The sequence below is a fragment of the Streptomyces sp. NPDC002773 genome, assembly GCF_040295605.1.
Lineage (GTDB): Bacteria > Actinomycetota > Actinomycetes > Streptomycetales > Streptomycetaceae > Streptomyces.
The window spans coordinates 222,586-237,648 of the sequence record NZ_JBEOVO010000008.1; the positions used below are offsets into that span (position 1 = coordinate 222,586).

A 15,063-nucleotide genomic window follows, 5' to 3' on the forward strand; every position below is an offset into this window, starting at 1 on the left:
AGGGCCCGACCGTCCGGCGGGCCCGACACCGCGCCCACGGAGGCATCCTGATGAGCCATGAGATCGTCGCTGGAGTGGACGGGTCCCCGGAGAGCCTCGCCGCGGCCGACTGGGCCGCCCGCGAGGCCGGCCACCGGGGGCTCCCGCTCCGCCTCGCGCACGCGTGGCGCTGGGAACCGCTCGACCTGCCCCTGGTGCAGGACCGCCCCGCCCAGGAACGCGCCGCGGAGGCGGTCGTGCGCGAGGCGGAGGCCACCATCGCCGACCGCTACCCCGGGCTCGCGCTCACCGCCGAGGTGCTCGCCGACACGCCGCCCGCCGCGCTGCTCGGCACCGAGGAGCGCGCCGAGATGCTCGTCATCGGCTCGCGCGGCCACGGGGCCGTCACCGGGTTCCTGCTCGGCTCGTACGGGCAGCAGATCATCGCCGCCGCCACCCGCCCCGTGGTGGCCGTCAGGTCCCGCGACGGGGAGCCGGCCGAACCTCCCACGGGGCACGTGCTCGTGGGGCAGCACGGCGGGCCCGAGGACAGCGCGGCCGCGCTGCGCTTCGCGTTCGAGACCGCCGCCGCGCGCGGGGCCTCGGTGCGGGCCGTGCGCGCGTGGAGCCTGCCGCCGCTGTTCGCCTACAGCCCCGCGTCGATGCGGCTCGCCGACGAGGCCGGCGGGCTCGTCCCGTACGAGGAGAAGGCGCTGCGCGAGGCACTGGCGCCGTGGCGCGAGCGTCACCCGGACGTGCCGGTCACCGAGCACGTCGAGCTGGGCAGCGCCGGTCAGGTGCTGCTCTCCACCTCGGGGGCCGCCCAGCTGATGGTGGTCGGCCGACGGGCCAAGCGGGGAGCGATCGGGCCCCGGATCGGTTCCGTGGCGCACGCGGCGCTCCACCTCGCGCCCTGTCCGGTGGCGGTCGTCCCGCAGGACTGAAAGGGTTCAAGTGGTCAATACGGGGTGACGCGCCGTGTTGACGCGTCACCTTGACGAGGAGTGTCGGGGCGGACGGGGCCGGAAAGTGTTATCGCCGTCGCCCCGGTGGCTCTCCCACAGCGCCGGACCGTCCGGCGACCACGGCGAGAGAGCGGAGCTCCATGCGGCACCACGACCATCCCGAGCACCACGAGCACCACGAGCACCCGGCTTCCGTACCGGTACCCGTACCCGTACGCGCATCGGCGGAGGACCCGGCGGCGCGCCCGAACGGGCGTCACCGCAAGGGTGGTGGGACGAGACGGCGTCCGTCCGGACGTCCGTCCTTCCGCACCGCCGTCACCGTCGCCGGGGCCGCGACCGCCGTGCTGACGGTGGCGACCGGCGTGTACGTGGCGGCCTCCCCCACCGGAGGCCCCGCGGCCTCGGGCTCCGCCGCCGCTGGCACGGCCGCCGCTCCCGCCGTCGCGGAGCTGGTCGCGCCCTTGAACTCCCCCGCCACCAGTGCCTCCACCGCGCCCGAGACCGTACCGAAGGCCACGCCGACGTCCGCACCGCCGCCCCCGTCGCCCACCGGCGCGCCCTCCCCCGTCACGACGAAGGCGGCGACGGCCCGGCCCACGGCCGCGCCCACGGCCACGCCGACGGAACCGAGCACGGCGCCGGAGCCGCAGCGGGAACAACCGCGCGCACAGCCCCAGGAGACGCAGCGGGCACAACAGGGCGCGGCCCAGGGAGCCGAGGCGCCGGCGGGGTCGGCCGCGAGCTTCGTCCAGGATGTCGTCGCCCTCGCCAACGTCGAGCGCGACAAGGCCGGTTGCGGTCCGCTCCGCGCCGAGAGCCATCTGCGGACCGCCGCCCAGCGGCACGCCGACGACATGTCCGCCCGCGACTACTACGACCACAACAGCCCGGAGGGCCGCAACGCCGGTGACCGGATAAGCGACGCCGGGTACGCGTGGTCGGCCTACGCGGAGAACATCCACCGGGGCCCGAAGACCCCGGCCCAGGCCATGGCCGACTGGATGGAGAGCCCCGGCCACCGGGCGAACATCCTCAACTGCGCGTTCAAGGACATCGGGGTCGGCGTGACCCTCACCGCCAACGGCCCCTGGTGGGTGCAGAACTTCGGCGACAAGCGCTGAGCCCTCCGGAGGCTCAGGAGGCGGGGGCGGCCAGTTTCTGCACCCAGATCGTGCCGCCGGGACCGGGCGCCGACGCCACTCCGGTGTCCCGGTACCGGCAGTCGAGCATGTTCTCCTCGTGCATCGCGCCGTCCGTCCAGTCGTCGACGACGGACGCGGGGTCGGTCGTACCGCGGTCGAGGTTCTCGGCCCAGGCGCTCCAGTCGTAACCGGCGGCGGTGATCCGCGCGTCCGCGTACTCCCCCTCGGGGCTGGCATGTCCGTAGTAGCCGCGCGCGGCCATGTCGTGGGCGTACCCGCGGGCCGCCGCGGTGAGGCGGGGGTCGACGCGCAGCGGCGCGCAACCCGCCTCCGCTCTCAGCCGGTTGACGAGTCCGGTCAGCCGCTCCCCGGCGTCGGGCGTCGGCGTGGGCCGGGGCGTCGTCCGGGTGGGCGTCGGGGCGGGCGTGGCGACGGTGGCGGTGGGCGTCGGAGTCGCCGGGGGCGGGGAGGAGGCCGCCGGGGAGGGGGCCGCCGGGGGCGCGGCGGCGGGCCTGCCGGGCTTCACGCGCGCGTGCGGCTCCTGGGGTACGAGGAGGGTGACCGCGCCGAGGACGGCGACGGCCGCCACTCCGGCGAGCCCGGCGCGGCGGAGCGTCGTCCGGCGGGAGAAGGTGTCGAAGGCGGCGGGTTCGGGGGCGGGGCCGTCCCCGGCGGGTGCGAGGGATTCGCGCGCGTCGCCGCGACCGGGCGCGAACGCACCCGCTTCGCCGGCATCGCCGCCACCGGCCGCGAAGGCGACCGGGTCGAAAACGTCGCCCCCACCGAACCCCGCGGCGAGCGGAGGTACGAGGCCGAGGCCGACGAGGAGGCCTTCTACGGGGGCGAGGCCTCGGCGGCCGGTCACCCGGGCGGTGCAGTCGGCGCAGGTCCGCAGATGGCGGGCGACGCGTTTGCGCCAGAGCGGGGAGGGGCGGCCGTCCCAGGCCGTGACGGTCTCGGCGAGGCCGGGGCACATCGGGAGGGCGTCCAGCGCGCGGACGACGGCCCGGCCGGTCTCGAGGCGCTCCTTCATCCGCTGGACGCGGACGGCGGCGTGCTGCGGCGAGATGCCGCCGAGGCCCTCGGCGAGTTCGGCGCGGGTCAGCTCGCCCGCGGCCTCCAGCCACCAGAGGGCGAGGAGTTCGCGGTCGTCCTCGTCGAGCCAGCGGGTGGCGCGGGCGACGTCGCGGCGCTGGCCGGAGAGGCCGAGCCGGAGGATGGTGATCTCGGTGAAGTCGCCGGCCGGGTCGGCGAGGTGGCTGGCCCGGTCGAGCCCCGGTACGGGTGCCTGGAGGTGTTCCCTCCAGCGGCGCCGTATCCCGTTCATGGCGATGGCGACGAGCCAGGACCGGAAGCGGGCCGGGTCGCGGAGGGCGGGCAGGCCGTCCAGGGCGCGGACCATCGTCTCCTGGACGATGTCGTCGGTGTCGGCGTGGCCGTCGAGGGCCCGGCCGACGATGTTGTGGACGAGGGGGAGATACGCGCGTACCAGTGCGTCCCTCGCGTGCGCGTCACCGGCCCTGGCCGCCTCCACCAGCGCGGTGGTGCGGCCCTCGTCGATGTGCATGGATCTGCTCCCTCATCCCTGGTCCGAGTCCCCCGTCGTTCGGAGACCCGTGGGCGTGGGAGGGATAACACTTCTTCTCCGGAGCTCTTCTCCGAGCTCTTTCCGGCGCGGGGCCCGGGCCCCTACACCGGTGGTGCCGCGGGCAGGGTCGGGACCGTGGCCCCGTTCCCCTCCCGGACGGCTGCCACGACGTCGTCGTGGAGATCGCGGCTCTCCTCCTCCGTCGCGCACGGAACGGGACTGCCCGACATGGTGAACCAGTCGGACGCGCCGCTGTACTGCACGGCCACGCGTGCTTCGCCCTCGGCCCAGGTCGTGTGCACGGTCACATCGCCCGTGACGACACCGGCCTCGTCGGTCAGCACCCCACCTCGCCCGGTGTAGACACCGGCGGTCGTCCAAGATGCCCAGCTCATCCATCCAGGTTCACACCCGGACGGCGGATGCGCCACCGACGGGACCGCCCCGGCCGGATGTGGTCCGGCCGGGGCGGTACAGCGGGTCTCGCGACGGTCAGGCGAGGGACGCGACGGCCTCGTTGAACGTGGCGGAGGGGCGCATCACGGCCGCGGCCTTGGCCGGGTCGGGCTGGTAGTAGCCGCCGATCTCGGCCGGGGAGCCCTGGACGGCGTTCAGCTCGTCGACGATCTTCTGCTCGTTGGCCGAGAGGTTCTCGGCCAGCGGGGCGAAGGCCTTGGCCAGCTCGGCGTCCTCGGTCTGGGCGGCCAGCTCCTGGGCCCAGTAGAGGGCGAGGTAGAAGTGGCTGCCGCGGTTGTCGATACCACCGAGGCGGCGGGTCGGCGACTTGTCCTCGTTGAGGAAGGTGCCGGTGGCGCGGTCGAGGGTGTCGGCGAGGACCTGGGCGCGGGAGTTGCCCGTGGAGGTCGCGAGGTGCTCGAAGCTGGCCGCCAGGGCGAAGAACTCGCCGAGGCTGTCCCAGCGGAGGTAGTTCTCCTTGACGAGCTGCTGGACGTGCTTCGGGGCGGAGCCGCCGGCGCCGGTCTCGAAGAGGCCGCCGCCCGCCATCAGCGGGACGACCGACAGCATCTTGGCGCTGGTGCCCAGCTCCAGGATGGGGAAGAGGTCGGTCAGGTAGTCGCGGAGGACGTTGCCGGTGACGGAGATGGTGTCCTCGCCGCGGCGGATGCGCTCCAGGGAGAACTTCGTCGCCTCGACCGGGGACAGGATCTTGATGTCCAGGCCCTCGGTGTCGTGCTCCGGCAGGTACTGCTTGACCTTGGCGATCAGCTGGGCGTCGTGGGCGCGGTTCTCGTCCAGCCAGAAGACGGCCGGGGAGCCGGTGGCGCGGGCGCGGGTGACGGCGAGCTTGACCCAGTCCTGGATGGGCAGGTCCTTGGTCTGGCAGGCGCGGAAGATGTCGCCCTCGGCGACCTCCTGCTCCAGGACGACGTTGCCCGCGGAGTCGACGAGGCGGACGGTGCCGGCCTGGGCGATCTCGAAGGTCTTGTCGTGGGAGCCGTACTCCTCGGCCTTCTGCGCCATGAGGCCGACGTTGGGGACGGAGCCCATGGTCGACGGGTCGAAGGCGCCGTTGGCGCGGCAGTCGTCGAGGACGACCTGGTACACGCCGGAGTAGCTGTGGTCCGGGAGGACGGCGAGGGTGTCGGCCTCCTGGCCGTCCGGGCCCCACATGTGGCCGGAGGTGCGGATCATGGCCGGCATCGAGGCGTCGACGATGACGTCGGACGGCACGTGCAGGTTGGTGATGCCCTTGTCGGAGTCGACCATCGCCAGGGCGGGGCCCGCGGCGAGCTCGGCCTCGAAGGAGGCCTTGATCTCCTCGCCCAGGTGCGGGACGGAGTCCAGGCCCTTGAGGACGCCGCCGAGGCCGTCGTTCGGGGAGAGGCCGGCGCCGGCGAGGACCTCGCCGTACTTGGCGAAGGTGGCGGGGAAGAAGGCGCGCACGACGTGGCCGAAGACGATCGGGTCGGAGACCTTCATCATCGTGGCCTTGAGGTGCACGGAGAAGAGCACGCCCTCGGCCTTGGCGCGGGCGACCTGCTCGCTGAGGAAGGTGCGCAGGGCGGCGGCGCGCATGACGGCGGCGTCGACGACCTCGCCGGCGACGACCTTCAGCGGCTCGCGGAGCTCGCTGGTGGTGCCGTCGGCGGCGGTGAACTCGAAGCGGAGGGTGTCGTTCTCGGTGACGACGACGGACTTCTCCGTGGAGGCGAAGTCGTTGTCGCTCATGGTGGCGACGTTCGTCTTGGACTCGGGGGTCCAGGCGCCCATGCGGTGCGGGTGGGCCTTGGCGTAGTTCTTCACCGAGCCGGGCGCGCGGCGGTCGGAGTTGCCCTCGCGCAGGACCGGGTTGACGGCCGAGCCCTTGATCTTGTCGTAACGGGCGCGGACGTCCTTGTCCTGGTCCGTCTTCGGGTCGTCCGGGTAGTCCGGGAGGGCGTAGCCCTGCGCCTGGAGCTCGGCGACCGCGGCCTTCAGCTGCGGGATGGACGCCGAGACGTTCGGCAGCTTGATGATGTTGGCGCCGGGCGTCTTGGCCAGGTCACCGAGCTCCGAGAGGGCGTCGGCGATGCGCTGGCCCTCCTCGAGGAACTCCGGGAAGGCGGCGATGATGCGGCCCGCGAGGGAGATGTCCCGCGTCTCGACCGTGACGCCGGCCTGCGAGGCATACGCCTGGATCACGGGCAGGAACGAGTACGTCGCCAGGGCAGGCGCCTCGTCAGTGTGGGTGTAGATGATGGTCGAGTCAGTCACCAGGGTGCTCCGCTCCACGTCTGCGTATGCGAGATTGCTCGACATCAAGATATCTCGTGATCGAGGTCCTCGGTAAAGGGGCCCACGAGCTCGCCCTCGCGGGGCGCCCCGGTGTCCTCGACGAAGGGTCCGCCGAGGCGGTACGGAGTGGGGGCGCCCTCCAGCTCGACGCGGCGGAGCAGGGTGAGCGACAGCAGTCCGGCCGCCGCGGCGACGCCGGCGGCGAGGGCCTGGCCGCAGCGGTGGGCGAGCTGGAGCTCGGCCGGGTCGTAGGGGCCGCCGGCGGGCAGGGTGAGGGTGGCGCCGAGCAGCCAGATGCCCGCGCCGAGTCCGGCGGCGGCGACGAGGAGGAGCGCGAGGGTCGCGGAGAGGCCGGCCGGGGTGGGGCCGCGCCGGGCGCCGGGGCGCACCTTGCCCCTGCGGGCGAGGAGGGCGAGGAGCCCGCAGTGGACGGCGAGGGCCAGCAGGGCGGCGGCGATGACGTCGCCGGGCCGGTGGCGGCCGGCCGCGACGGTGTAGGCGCCGATGGCGACGGCCCAGAGGGTGGCGGCGCCGACGGCGACGCCGCGCAGCCGGTACGGGACGACGAGGGCGAGGCCGAGGGCGATGCCCAGGGCGAGCGTGGTCTGGGCGCTGGGGAAGCCGCTCGGGAGGAGCGCCCCGCCGGTGTCGAGGAGCCGGGGGCGGGGTGCGTACCGCTGGAGCAGTCCGGTGAGGGCGAGGGCGGTGACGATCGCACCGGCGGCCGCGCCGGTGAGGGCGTACCGCTTGCGTATGAGGCCGACGGCGAGCAGCAGGACGCAGCCGAGGACGAGGGAGAGGGTGGTGAGCCCGGCGAGTGAGGGGTGCTCGCGGAGCAGGGTGGCGGCGGTGGTGTCGGCGCTCCGGCCGGTCGTGGCGGCGTCGCCCCAGCGGCGGCCGGTCGCGGTGAGCACGAGGCCCGCGTAGACGACCGTGAGGACGAGGACGGCCCCGAGGCAGGCGCGCCGGGTCCGGGTGCGGACGCGGGTGTGGAACGAGCCGGACGCCTCGCCCGCCACGGCGGCGTACCACCAGGTGTCACTGGTCTTCAGCGGCCTCGGGGAGCCGCCCGCGCGGAACCTGTCGTTGGAAGCCATGCCCCGATTCGAACCCACGCGCGGCGGCCCCGCCCGCTGGACGCACCCGAACGACGACCGCGCGGGACGGGCCCGCTCAGCGGTCCTGCCGGGGGCGCTGGGCCAGGACGAGGAGGACGAGTCCGCCGAGGAGCCCGAGGACGACGGCGACGCCCAGGGGGGCGCGGGTGGCACGGTCGCCGACGAGCTGCCCGACCGCCTGGAGCACGAACGCCGTGGCGATCGCCAGCTGGCCCCAGCCGTACGGCGCCGGCCGGAAGACCCGGCGCCGCTGCCAGGACACGATCCAGCCAGTGCGCAGCGCCGCGACGCCGGAGAGCACGAGCAGGAGCGCGAGCGCGCTCGGGATGACGACGTACCAGTCCATGGCGGGCCCCCTGTTCCGCCGGCTCCCTGCCGGCAGGTGGCGCGATCATGCCATGGCGAGGCGACGGGAGTGCGGAGGGAGGGGCGTACGGAAGGGGCGTACGGAGGAGGGGTCGACGGGCGGGGTCAGGAGGACGCGCGGACGACGAGTTCCGTCGGGAGCATCCGGCGGGGCTGCTCGTCCGGGTCGCTGGGTGCGGCGATCTCCTGGAGGAGCAGGCGGGCCATGGTGCGGCCCATCTCCTCGATGGGCTGGCGGACGCTGGTCAGCGGCGGGTCCATGTGCCGGGCCACGGCGGAGTCGTCGACACCGACGAGGGCGACGTCCTCGGGGACGCGGCGGCCCGCCTCGCGCAGCACGCCCCGCGCGCCCGCCGCCATGACGTCGGAGGCGGCGAAGACGGCGTCCAGGTCCGGCCTGCGGTCCAGGAGTTCCCGCATGGCGCGGCGGCCGCCCTCCTCGGTGAAGTCGCCGCCGGCGACGAGCCCCTCGTCGGGGGTGAGCCCGGCGTCCGTCAGGCCCTCGCGGTAGCCGTCGAGGCGGCAGCGGGCCACGTACATGTCGAGGGGGCCGGTGATGGTGGCGATCGCGCGGCGGCCGCGCGCGGCGAGGTGGGCGACGGCGGTCCGGCCGGCGCCGGTGTTGTCGGAGTCGACGAAGGCGACGCGCTCGTCCTCGGTGCGGCGGCCGTTGAGTACGGCGGGCAGACCGAGGGCGCGGACCTGGTCGGGCAGCGGATCGGCGCCGTGCACGGAGACGAGGAGGACGCCGTCGACGCGCTGGGCGGCGAGGTACTGCTCGAAGCGCTGCCGCTCCTGTTCGCTGCGGATCAGGGTGAGCAGCAACTGCTTGTCGGCGTCGGCGAGTTCGCCGCTGACGCCGCGGATGATGTCGAGGAAGTACGGCTCCGCGAAGAGCCGGGCCTCGGTCTCGGGGATCACCAGGGCGACGGCGTCGGTCCGGCTGCCGGCGAGGGCGCGGGCGGCCCGGTTGGGCACGTAGCCGAGTTCGGCCACGGCTTGTTCGACGGCGGCCTTCGCCTGCGCGCTGACCCGGGGGGAGCCGTTGATGACCCGGGAGACCGTGCCGCGGCCGACTCCGGCTCTCGCGGCGACCTCTTCCAGGGTGGGCCTGCCGGTCTGTCGCCCGCTCACCGCCATGTCCCGCTTCTCCCCTCGGGCCGCCGCCCCGCCTGCGTGTGCACGCGAACCTATCAGGCGGTGCGGTGCGCCCCCGGGGTGCCGGGGACCGGCTCAGGCGCCGGTCGGCGTGAGCTCGGCCATGGCTCCCCAGCCCTGCTGGGGGACCTCGACGTTGATGATCTCGGGGGTGGTGGCGATGGCTCCGGCCATGGCCGCGAGACCCGCCGTGAAGTGCGGGGACGCGACGTGGGCCGCGCCCGCGTCCGCGTCGGCGAAGGCCTCCAGGAGGACGAAGACGTTCGGGTCGTCGACGCTGCGGGACCAGTCGAAGAACAGGTTGCCGGGCTCCTCGCGGGTGGCGCGGGTGAAGTCGGCGACCAGGTCGAGCCAGCGGTCGGCGTGGTCGGGACGGGCGGTGAATCGGACGGCGATGAAGATCATGCGTCCAGCGTGCGGCGCGCCGGCGGGCACGACCAGTCGCCGCGGTCAGGATTCCGGCAGGGCCGGAAACCCGGGTACGGCGCGGGTGAGCGCGGCCCGGATCTCTCCCTGCCGCCGCCCGAAGTCGGCGGTCGGCAGCGATACGGAGAGGGCGTGCACGATGCCGTCGCCCCGCTCGGGCAGCGCCACGGCGAGACAGGTGTAGGCGAGGTCCGCCTCGCCCACCGACACGGCGTAGCCCTGGCCGCGCACCCGGCCGACCTCGGCCTCGAAGCGTTCGGCGCTGGTGATGGTGCGCTCGGTGAAGCGGGCCATTCCGTGCTCGGCGAGGTAGCGGCGGCGCAGGGGCCGCGGCAGCGCGGCGAGCAGCGCCTTGCCGTGGGCGGTCGCGTGGGCGCGGTCCTCGGGACCCGGCGCGAAGGGGTGGTCGGTGTCGGTGACGGGGGCGGTGGTGTCGACGACGGTGATCAGGCCGTCGCGGTAGGCCGTGTGGTACGCCTCCGCGCCGGTGGCCCGCCGCAGCCGGCCGAGGAGCTCCCCCGTACCGGCACCGATTCCGTGGTGCCGCTGGTGGGAGCGGTGGAGGGCCGGGACGCGGGGTCCGGGCGCGTATCCCTCCGCGGTACGGACGAGGTAGCCGCGGGCGAGCAGGGGGCCGGTCACGTGGTAGACGGTCGAGAGGGCGCAACCGAGGCACCGCGCCAGGGCCTTGGCCCCGACGGGCCGGTCGGCGTCGGCGACGACGTCGAGGACGGCGAGGGCCCGGTCGACGGACTGCGGCCCGGGGCTCGGGGTGGCGGCTGGCATCACTCCAGCTTAAGGTCCCGGTCCCGCGCTCCCCCGGCCTCCCGGCTCAGGGACCGGGTCCCGCCTCGGCGGCCAGGCCAGGGCCCACCCCCACCCCCCTCCGTCACACTCCGTCATCGATTCGCCGCCCTGGGTATCGCCGCAGGTCAGGCCGCCTTTATGTGCATAAGACACTCTTTCGGCGTACCGTCGAGTGGATTCCCCCATCCTCGACGCCACGGGAGAGCGTGTGCCCCGCTCCAGGACCGACCATGCCCCGACGCACCGCGGGGAGCGCCGTCCGCGTCTCCGGGCGGTCGCCATCGCGACCGGTGTGGTCGCCGTCGCCGCGGGCGGGCTGTACGTGGCAGGGCTGCTCACGACCGGTGACGACATATCCGCCGGCACCCGGGTCAGCGGGGTGGACGTCGGCGGGATGAGCCGCGCCGAGGCCCAGGCCAAGCTCGCGGCGGAGGCGCCGGCCGCGTGGAGCGCGCCGATACCCGTGCGGGTCGGCGACCGCACCGCGACCGTGGAGCCCGCCTCCGCCGGCTTTTCGGTGGACCTGGCGAAGACCGCGGACGAGGCGGCGGACCCCTCCCGCGACCCCGTCACCGTCATCGGACGGCTCTTCTCGTCCGGTGAGCGCGAGATACGGCCGGTGTACGCGTACGACGCCGAGAAGACCCGGGCGGCGGTGGCCGGGCTCGCCCAGAAGAACGACCGCGCGGTACGCGAGGGGTCCGTCGCCTTCCGTGCCGGCAAGGCCGTCGCGACGCAGCCGGTGACGGGCCAGAAGCTGGACACCGGGCAGGCCGCCGAGACCCTGCGCGCGGCCTACCCCGCCGCCACCGGCGCCGCGGCCGTCACCCTCCCGGTCGCCCTGACCGAGCCGAAGCTCCCCGCCACCGAGGTGGCCCGCTTCCTCGACACGTACGCGAAGCCCGCGGTCTCCGGCCCGGTGACGCTCACGACGGGTACCGAGCGGCTGCGGATCTCACCCACCACCCTCGGCGACCACCTCACCGTGAAGACCGAGAACGGCCGGCTGACCGCCGCGCTCGACGCGGAGGCGCTGCTCCGCGACCCCGACGTGGCCCGGCCGGTCGCCTCACTGACGGGCGCGCCCGTCGAGGCCACCCTCGGGGTACGGGACGGCAAGGTCGTGGTCGAGTCCGAGGGCCGGCCGGGCCACGAGGTGACCGCGAAGGCCCTCGGTGACGCCGTGCGCCCGCTGCTCACCAAGACCGGCGCGGCCGCGCGTACCGCCCCGGTGGCCACCACCGTCACCCAGCCCGAGCTGACCGCCGGCTCCCTCGCCCGCCTCGGCATCACCGAGGAGATGTCGACGTTCACGGTGGACTTCCCGACCGCGCCGTACCGCACGACGAACATCGGTCGGGCCGCCGAGCTCATCAACGGCTCGGTCGTGCGGCCCGGCGAGGTCTGGAGCTTCAACGAGACGGTCGGCGAGCGCACCCCGGACAACGGTTTCGTCGACGGCACGATGATCCTGGACGGCCAGTACCGGTCCGCGCCCGGCGGCGGGGTCTCGGCCATGGCCACCACCGTCTTCAACGCCATGTTCTTCGCCGGGGTCGACCCGGTCGAGTACGGCGCCCACTCCTTCTACATCGAGCGCTACCCGGCCGGCCGCGAGGCGACCGTCGCCTGGGGCAGCCTGGACCTGAAGTTCCGCAACGACTCGGGCAAGCCGATCTACATCAAGGCGGACGCGACGGACTCGTCCGTGACCGTGAGCTTCCTGGGGACGAAGAAGTACGACTCGGTGGAGGCGGCCGCCGGGCCGCGGACCAACCTCAAGGAGCCCGCGAAGCGCGAGGGCACCGGCAAGGAGTGCGTGCCCCAGGAGCCCCTGGAGGGCTTCGACATCTCGGTGGACCGGGTGTTCAAGGACGGTGGCGCCGAGGTGAAGCGGGAGACGTTCAAGACCCACTACACCCCGCGCGACGAGGTGACGTGCAAGCCGGACCCCGAGAAGACTCCCGAGAAGACCCCCGAGAAGCCCGAGAAGCCCGCAGAGGAGCCTGCCGACGCGAGCTGACGCGCACCGGCGGAAGGGTGTCTTCCCGTGCGACCGGGGCATGACTTCGGAGCGCGCCCCGCATCCCGGACGGCCCGCACCGATCCCGTCGGAGGCCCGCCTTGGCACAGCGCACCGACCCCTGCGAGCGGCTGCTCGGCGACGCCGTGCGCGCGGGCGTCTTCCCCGGCGCCGTATGGGCGGCTGGTGACGCCCGCACCACCCTGTCGGCGGGGGCCGTCGGCCTCCTCGACCCGGCGGACCCGTCGGGACCGACCCGCGTGGACACGCTCTACGACGTCGCGAGCCTGACCAAGATCCTCGCCGTCTGGGCGGTCATCGGCACCCTCGTCGACGCGGGCAAACTCGATCTGACCGCCCCTCTCGGCTCGTTCTGGCCCGAGGCCGCGGGACGGCCCCTCGCCGGGGTCACACCCCACCATCTGCTCACGCACACGGCGGGCCTGCCGCTCCGCGCCAATCTGCGGCACCTGTACGGCTCCGATCCGCAGGACGTCAGGGACGGCGTCCTCGCCGAGCCGCTCGTGCACCGGCCGGGGGCGGCCGTCGCGTACACCGACCGGGCCGCGCTCATCCTCGGCTACCTGGCCGAGCACCTGACCCGGCAGCCACTCCCCCGGCTCGCCGAGGACCGCGTCTGGGCGCCGCTCGCCATGACGGAGACCCGGTACGGTCCGCTGCCGGCCGGGGTCAGGGAGCGGTGCGCGCCCACGGAGTACGACGGCGAGAGCGGCGCCCCGCTCCGGGGCGTCGTCCACGACTTCTCGGCCCGGCTCCTCGGCGGCGCCTGCGGGATCGCGGGCGTCTTCACGACCGCCGCCGACATCGGCCGCTTCCTGCGCCATCTCCTCGCCCCGCTGCCCTGCGCCTTCTCCGCCGACTGGACGGCGGCCTCGCTCCGCGTCCGCACCGGCGCGCTCGTACCGCCGCGGGGTCTGTTCTGGCATCCGGCGCCGGGCACGGCTCCGGCGGAGGGCGTCTGGGCCCACTTCGGCTTCACCGGCACGGCCCAGTGGGTGTCACCGGCCCGTGACCGGTGGGCGGTCCTGCTCACCAACCGGCTCCGCCTGACCCGCGACCCCGGCCCGCTGACCGGCGTCAGGAACGCCTTCCGGACCCTCGCCTTCGGGTGACCCGCACCGGTGTCCCGCGCGTGTGACCCACCCCCTGATGGACCGGACGGACCTGGGGTTACCATATGAGCGCCGCCTAGCTCGAAAGATAAACTTGTGACTGTCAATGACGACTCGTTCACCAGCTGGAAGAACCGCGAGGAGATCGCGGAGTCGATGATCCCGATCATCGGGAAGCTGCACCGGGAGCAGGACGTCACCGTCCTCCTCCACAGCCGCTCCCTGGTGAACAAGTCGGTGGTCAGCATCCTCAAGACCCACCGCTTCGCCCGGCAGATAGCCGGCGAGGAGCTGTCGGTCATCGAGACGCTCCCCTTCCTCCAGACGCTCACGACCCTCGATCTCGGCCCGTCGCAGATCGACATCGGCATGCTGGCCGCCGAGTACAAGACCGACGACCGGGGTCTCTCGGTGGCCGAGTTCACCGCCGAGGCCGTCGCCGGTGCCACCGGCGAGAACAAGATCGAGCGCCGTGACGGACGCGACGTCGTCCTCTACGGCTTCGGCCGCATCGGCCGCCTCGTCGCCCGCCTCCTCATCGAGAAGGCCGGTTCGGGCAACGGTCTGCGCCTGCGCGCGATCGTGGTGCGCGGGGGCGGCGAGCAGGACCTGGTGAAGCGCGCCTCGCTGCTGCGCCGCGACTCGATCCACGGCCAGTTCCAGGGCACGATCACCGTCGACGAGGCGAACAGCACCATCGTCGCCAACGGCAACACCATCAAGGTGATCTACGCCAACGACCCCTCCGAGGTCGACTACACGGCGTACGGCATCGACAACGCCATCCTCATCGACAACACCGGCAAGTGGCGCGACCGCGAGGGCCTCTCCAAGCACCTGCGCCCCGGCATCGACAAGGTCGTCCTGACCGCGCCCGGCAAGGGTGACGTGCCGAACATCGTGCACGGCGTCAACCACGACACGGTGAAGCCGGACGAGAAGATCCTGTCCTGCGCCTCCTGCACCACCAACGCGATCGTCCCGCCGCTGAAGGCCATGGACGACGAGTACGGCGTGCTGCGCGGCCACGTGGAGACGGTCCACTCGTTCACGAACGACCAGAACCTCCTGGACAACTACCACAAGGCCGACCGCCGCGGCCGTTCCGCGCCGCTCAACATGGTGATCACCGAGACCGGTGCCGCCTCGGCCGTCGCCAAGGCGCTGCCGGCGCTGAAGGCGCCGATCACCGGCAGCTCGATCCGCGTCCCCGTCCCGGACGTCTCGATCGCGATCCTGAGCCTGCGCCTGGGCCGCGAGACCACCCGCGACGAGGTCCTCGAGTACCTCCGCGACGTCTCGCTGCACTCGCCGCTGAAGCGTCAGATCGACTTCACCACGGCCCCCGACGCCGTCTCCATGGACTTCGTCGGCTCGCGTCACGCGTCGACCATCGACGCCGGCGCGACCAAGGTCGACGGCGACAACGCGATCCTCTACCTGTGGTACGACAACGAGTTCGGCTACTCGTGCCAGGTCATCCGGGTCGTCCAGCACGTCTCCGGCGTGGAGTACCCGACCTTCCCGTCCCCGGCGGTCTGATTCCTGAACCAGGTCCGCCCCGAGGGCCAGCGCATGCTGTTCTCCGCGACCCTGGACCGCAACGTCGACCTCCTGGT

The 15,063-nt window shown here is 73.7% G+C and carries 13 protein-coding genes; 5 read left to right on the forward strand and 8 right to left on the reverse strand.

Going from position 1 to position 15,063, the window contains the following annotated elements; all coding sequences use genetic code 11:
* The first annotated feature begins 50 nt into the window (after window positions 1-50).
* Both ABT034_RS13815 and ABT034_RS13820 read left to right on the forward strand, forming a co-directional pair.
* Window positions 51-923: a universal stress protein gene (locus tag ABT034_RS13815; protein ID WP_351214630.1), complete on the forward strand. Its 873-nt coding sequence runs from the start codon at window positions 51-53 to the stop codon at window positions 921-923.
* A gap of 161 nt (window positions 924-1,084) precedes the next feature.
* Window positions 1,085-2,068 carry a CAP domain-containing protein gene (locus ABT034_RS13820; RefSeq protein WP_351214632.1) on the forward strand — a complete coding sequence of 328 codons (984 nt, stop codon included), beginning with the start codon at window positions 1,085-1,087 and terminating at the stop codon, window positions 2,066-2,068.
* A gap of 13 nt (window positions 2,069-2,081) precedes the next feature.
* Here ABT034_RS13820 and ABT034_RS13825 read toward each other — a convergent pair whose 3' ends face one another.
* The 8 genes from ABT034_RS13825 to ABT034_RS13860 all read right to left on the reverse strand — a co-directional run bounded on the left by ABT034_RS13825 (window position 2,082) and on the right by ABT034_RS13860 (window position 10,267).
* Window positions 2,082-3,656, reverse strand: coding sequence for a sigma-70 family RNA polymerase sigma factor (locus ABT034_RS13825; RefSeq protein ID WP_351214634.1), 1,575 nt, complete (start codon window positions 3,654-3,656; stop codon window positions 2,082-2,084).
* 122 nt (window positions 3,657-3,778) lie between these two features.
* The gene (locus tag ABT034_RS13830; protein ID WP_351214636.1) at window positions 3,779-4,072 is read right to left on the reverse strand and encodes a hypothetical protein; all 294 of its coding nucleotides are present in this window, start codon (window positions 4,070-4,072) and stop codon (window positions 3,779-3,781) included.
* Window positions 4,073-4,169: 97 nt separating this feature from the next.
* Window positions 4,170-6,392, reverse strand: a complete 2,223-nt coding sequence (locus tag ABT034_RS13835; RefSeq protein WP_351214638.1) for an NADP-dependent isocitrate dehydrogenase — start codon at window positions 6,390-6,392, stop codon at window positions 4,170-4,172.
* A gap of 44 nt (window positions 6,393-6,436) precedes the next feature.
* On the reverse strand, window positions 6,437-7,510 hold the full coding sequence (locus tag ABT034_RS13840) for a phosphatase PAP2 family protein (RefSeq protein ID WP_351214640.1): 1,074 nt from the start codon (window positions 7,508-7,510) through the stop codon (window positions 6,437-6,439).
* A gap of 76 nt (window positions 7,511-7,586) precedes the next feature.
* Window positions 7,587-7,877: a hypothetical protein gene (locus ABT034_RS13845; protein ID WP_351214642.1), complete on the reverse strand. Its 291-nt coding sequence runs from the start codon at window positions 7,875-7,877 to the stop codon at window positions 7,587-7,589.
* Between the two features lie 125 nt (window positions 7,878-8,002).
* Window positions 8,003-9,037 (reverse strand): LacI family DNA-binding transcriptional regulator, encoded by a 1,035-nt coding sequence (locus ABT034_RS13850; RefSeq protein ID WP_351214644.1) that lies wholly within the window; start codon window positions 9,035-9,037, stop codon window positions 8,003-8,005.
* A gap of 93 nt (window positions 9,038-9,130) precedes the next feature.
* Entirely contained in the window at window positions 9,131-9,460 is a 330-nt protein-coding gene (locus ABT034_RS13855) for a putative quinol monooxygenase (RefSeq protein WP_351214646.1), read from the reverse strand.
* Window positions 9,461-9,505: 45 nt separating this feature from the next.
* Window positions 9,506-10,267 (reverse strand): IclR family transcriptional regulator, encoded by a 762-nt coding sequence (locus ABT034_RS13860; protein WP_351214648.1) that lies wholly within the window; start codon window positions 10,265-10,267, stop codon window positions 9,506-9,508.
* 229 nt (window positions 10,268-10,496) lie between these two features.
* Between ABT034_RS13860 and ABT034_RS13865 the strand changes: the two genes are divergently transcribed.
* From ABT034_RS13865 to ABT034_RS13875, 3 genes are all read left to right on the forward strand, one after another.
* On the forward strand, window positions 10,497-12,311 hold the full coding sequence (locus ABT034_RS13865; protein WP_351214670.1) for a VanW family protein: 1,815 nt from the start codon (window positions 10,497-10,499) through the stop codon (window positions 12,309-12,311).
* A gap of 101 nt (window positions 12,312-12,412) precedes the next feature.
* Window positions 12,413-13,444: a serine hydrolase domain-containing protein gene (locus ABT034_RS13870; protein ID WP_351214650.1), complete on the forward strand. Its 1,032-nt coding sequence runs from the start codon at window positions 12,413-12,415 to the stop codon at window positions 13,442-13,444.
* A gap of 96 nt (window positions 13,445-13,540) precedes the next feature.
* Entirely contained in the window at window positions 13,541-14,986 is a 1,446-nt protein-coding gene (locus ABT034_RS13875; protein WP_351214652.1) for a glyceraldehyde-3-phosphate dehydrogenase, read from the forward strand.
* Window positions 14,987-15,063 lie beyond the last annotated feature (77 nt).

What these genes read in the sequence shown, in the direction of transcription:
- ABT034_RS13850 (WP_351214644.1), bottom strand. Translation starts at nt 9,037, where the DNA reads ATGGCGGTGAGCGGGCGACAGACCGGCAGGCCCACCCTGGAAGAGGTC.
- ABT034_RS13830 (WP_351214636.1), bottom strand. Translation starts at nt 4,072, where the DNA reads ATGAGCTGGGCATCTTGGACGACCGCCGGTGTCTACACCGGGCGAGGT.
- ABT034_RS13855 (WP_351214646.1), bottom strand. Translation starts at nt 9,460, where the DNA reads ATGATCTTCATCGCCGTCCGATTCACCGCCCGTCCCGACCACGCCGAC.
- ABT034_RS13845 (WP_351214642.1), bottom strand. Translation starts at nt 7,877, where the DNA reads ATGGACTGGTACGTCGTCATCCCGAGCGCGCTCGCGCTCCTGCTCGTG.
- ABT034_RS13860 (WP_351214648.1), bottom strand. Translation starts at nt 10,267, where the DNA reads ATGCCAGCCGCCACCCCGAGCCCCGGGCCGCAGTCCGTCGACCGGGCC.
- ABT034_RS13840 (WP_351214640.1), bottom strand. Translation starts at nt 7,510, where the DNA reads ATGGCTTCCAACGACAGGTTCCGCGCGGGCGGCTCCCCGAGGCCGCTG.
- ABT034_RS13820 (WP_351214632.1), top strand. Translation starts at nt 1,085, where the DNA reads ATGCGGCACCACGACCATCCCGAGCACCACGAGCACCACGAGCACCCG.
- ABT034_RS13815 (WP_351214630.1), top strand. Translation starts at nt 51, where the DNA reads ATGAGCCATGAGATCGTCGCTGGAGTGGACGGGTCCCCGGAGAGCCTC.
- ABT034_RS13825 (WP_351214634.1), bottom strand. Translation starts at nt 3,656, where the DNA reads ATGCACATCGACGAGGGCCGCACCACCGCGCTGGTGGAGGCGGCCAGG.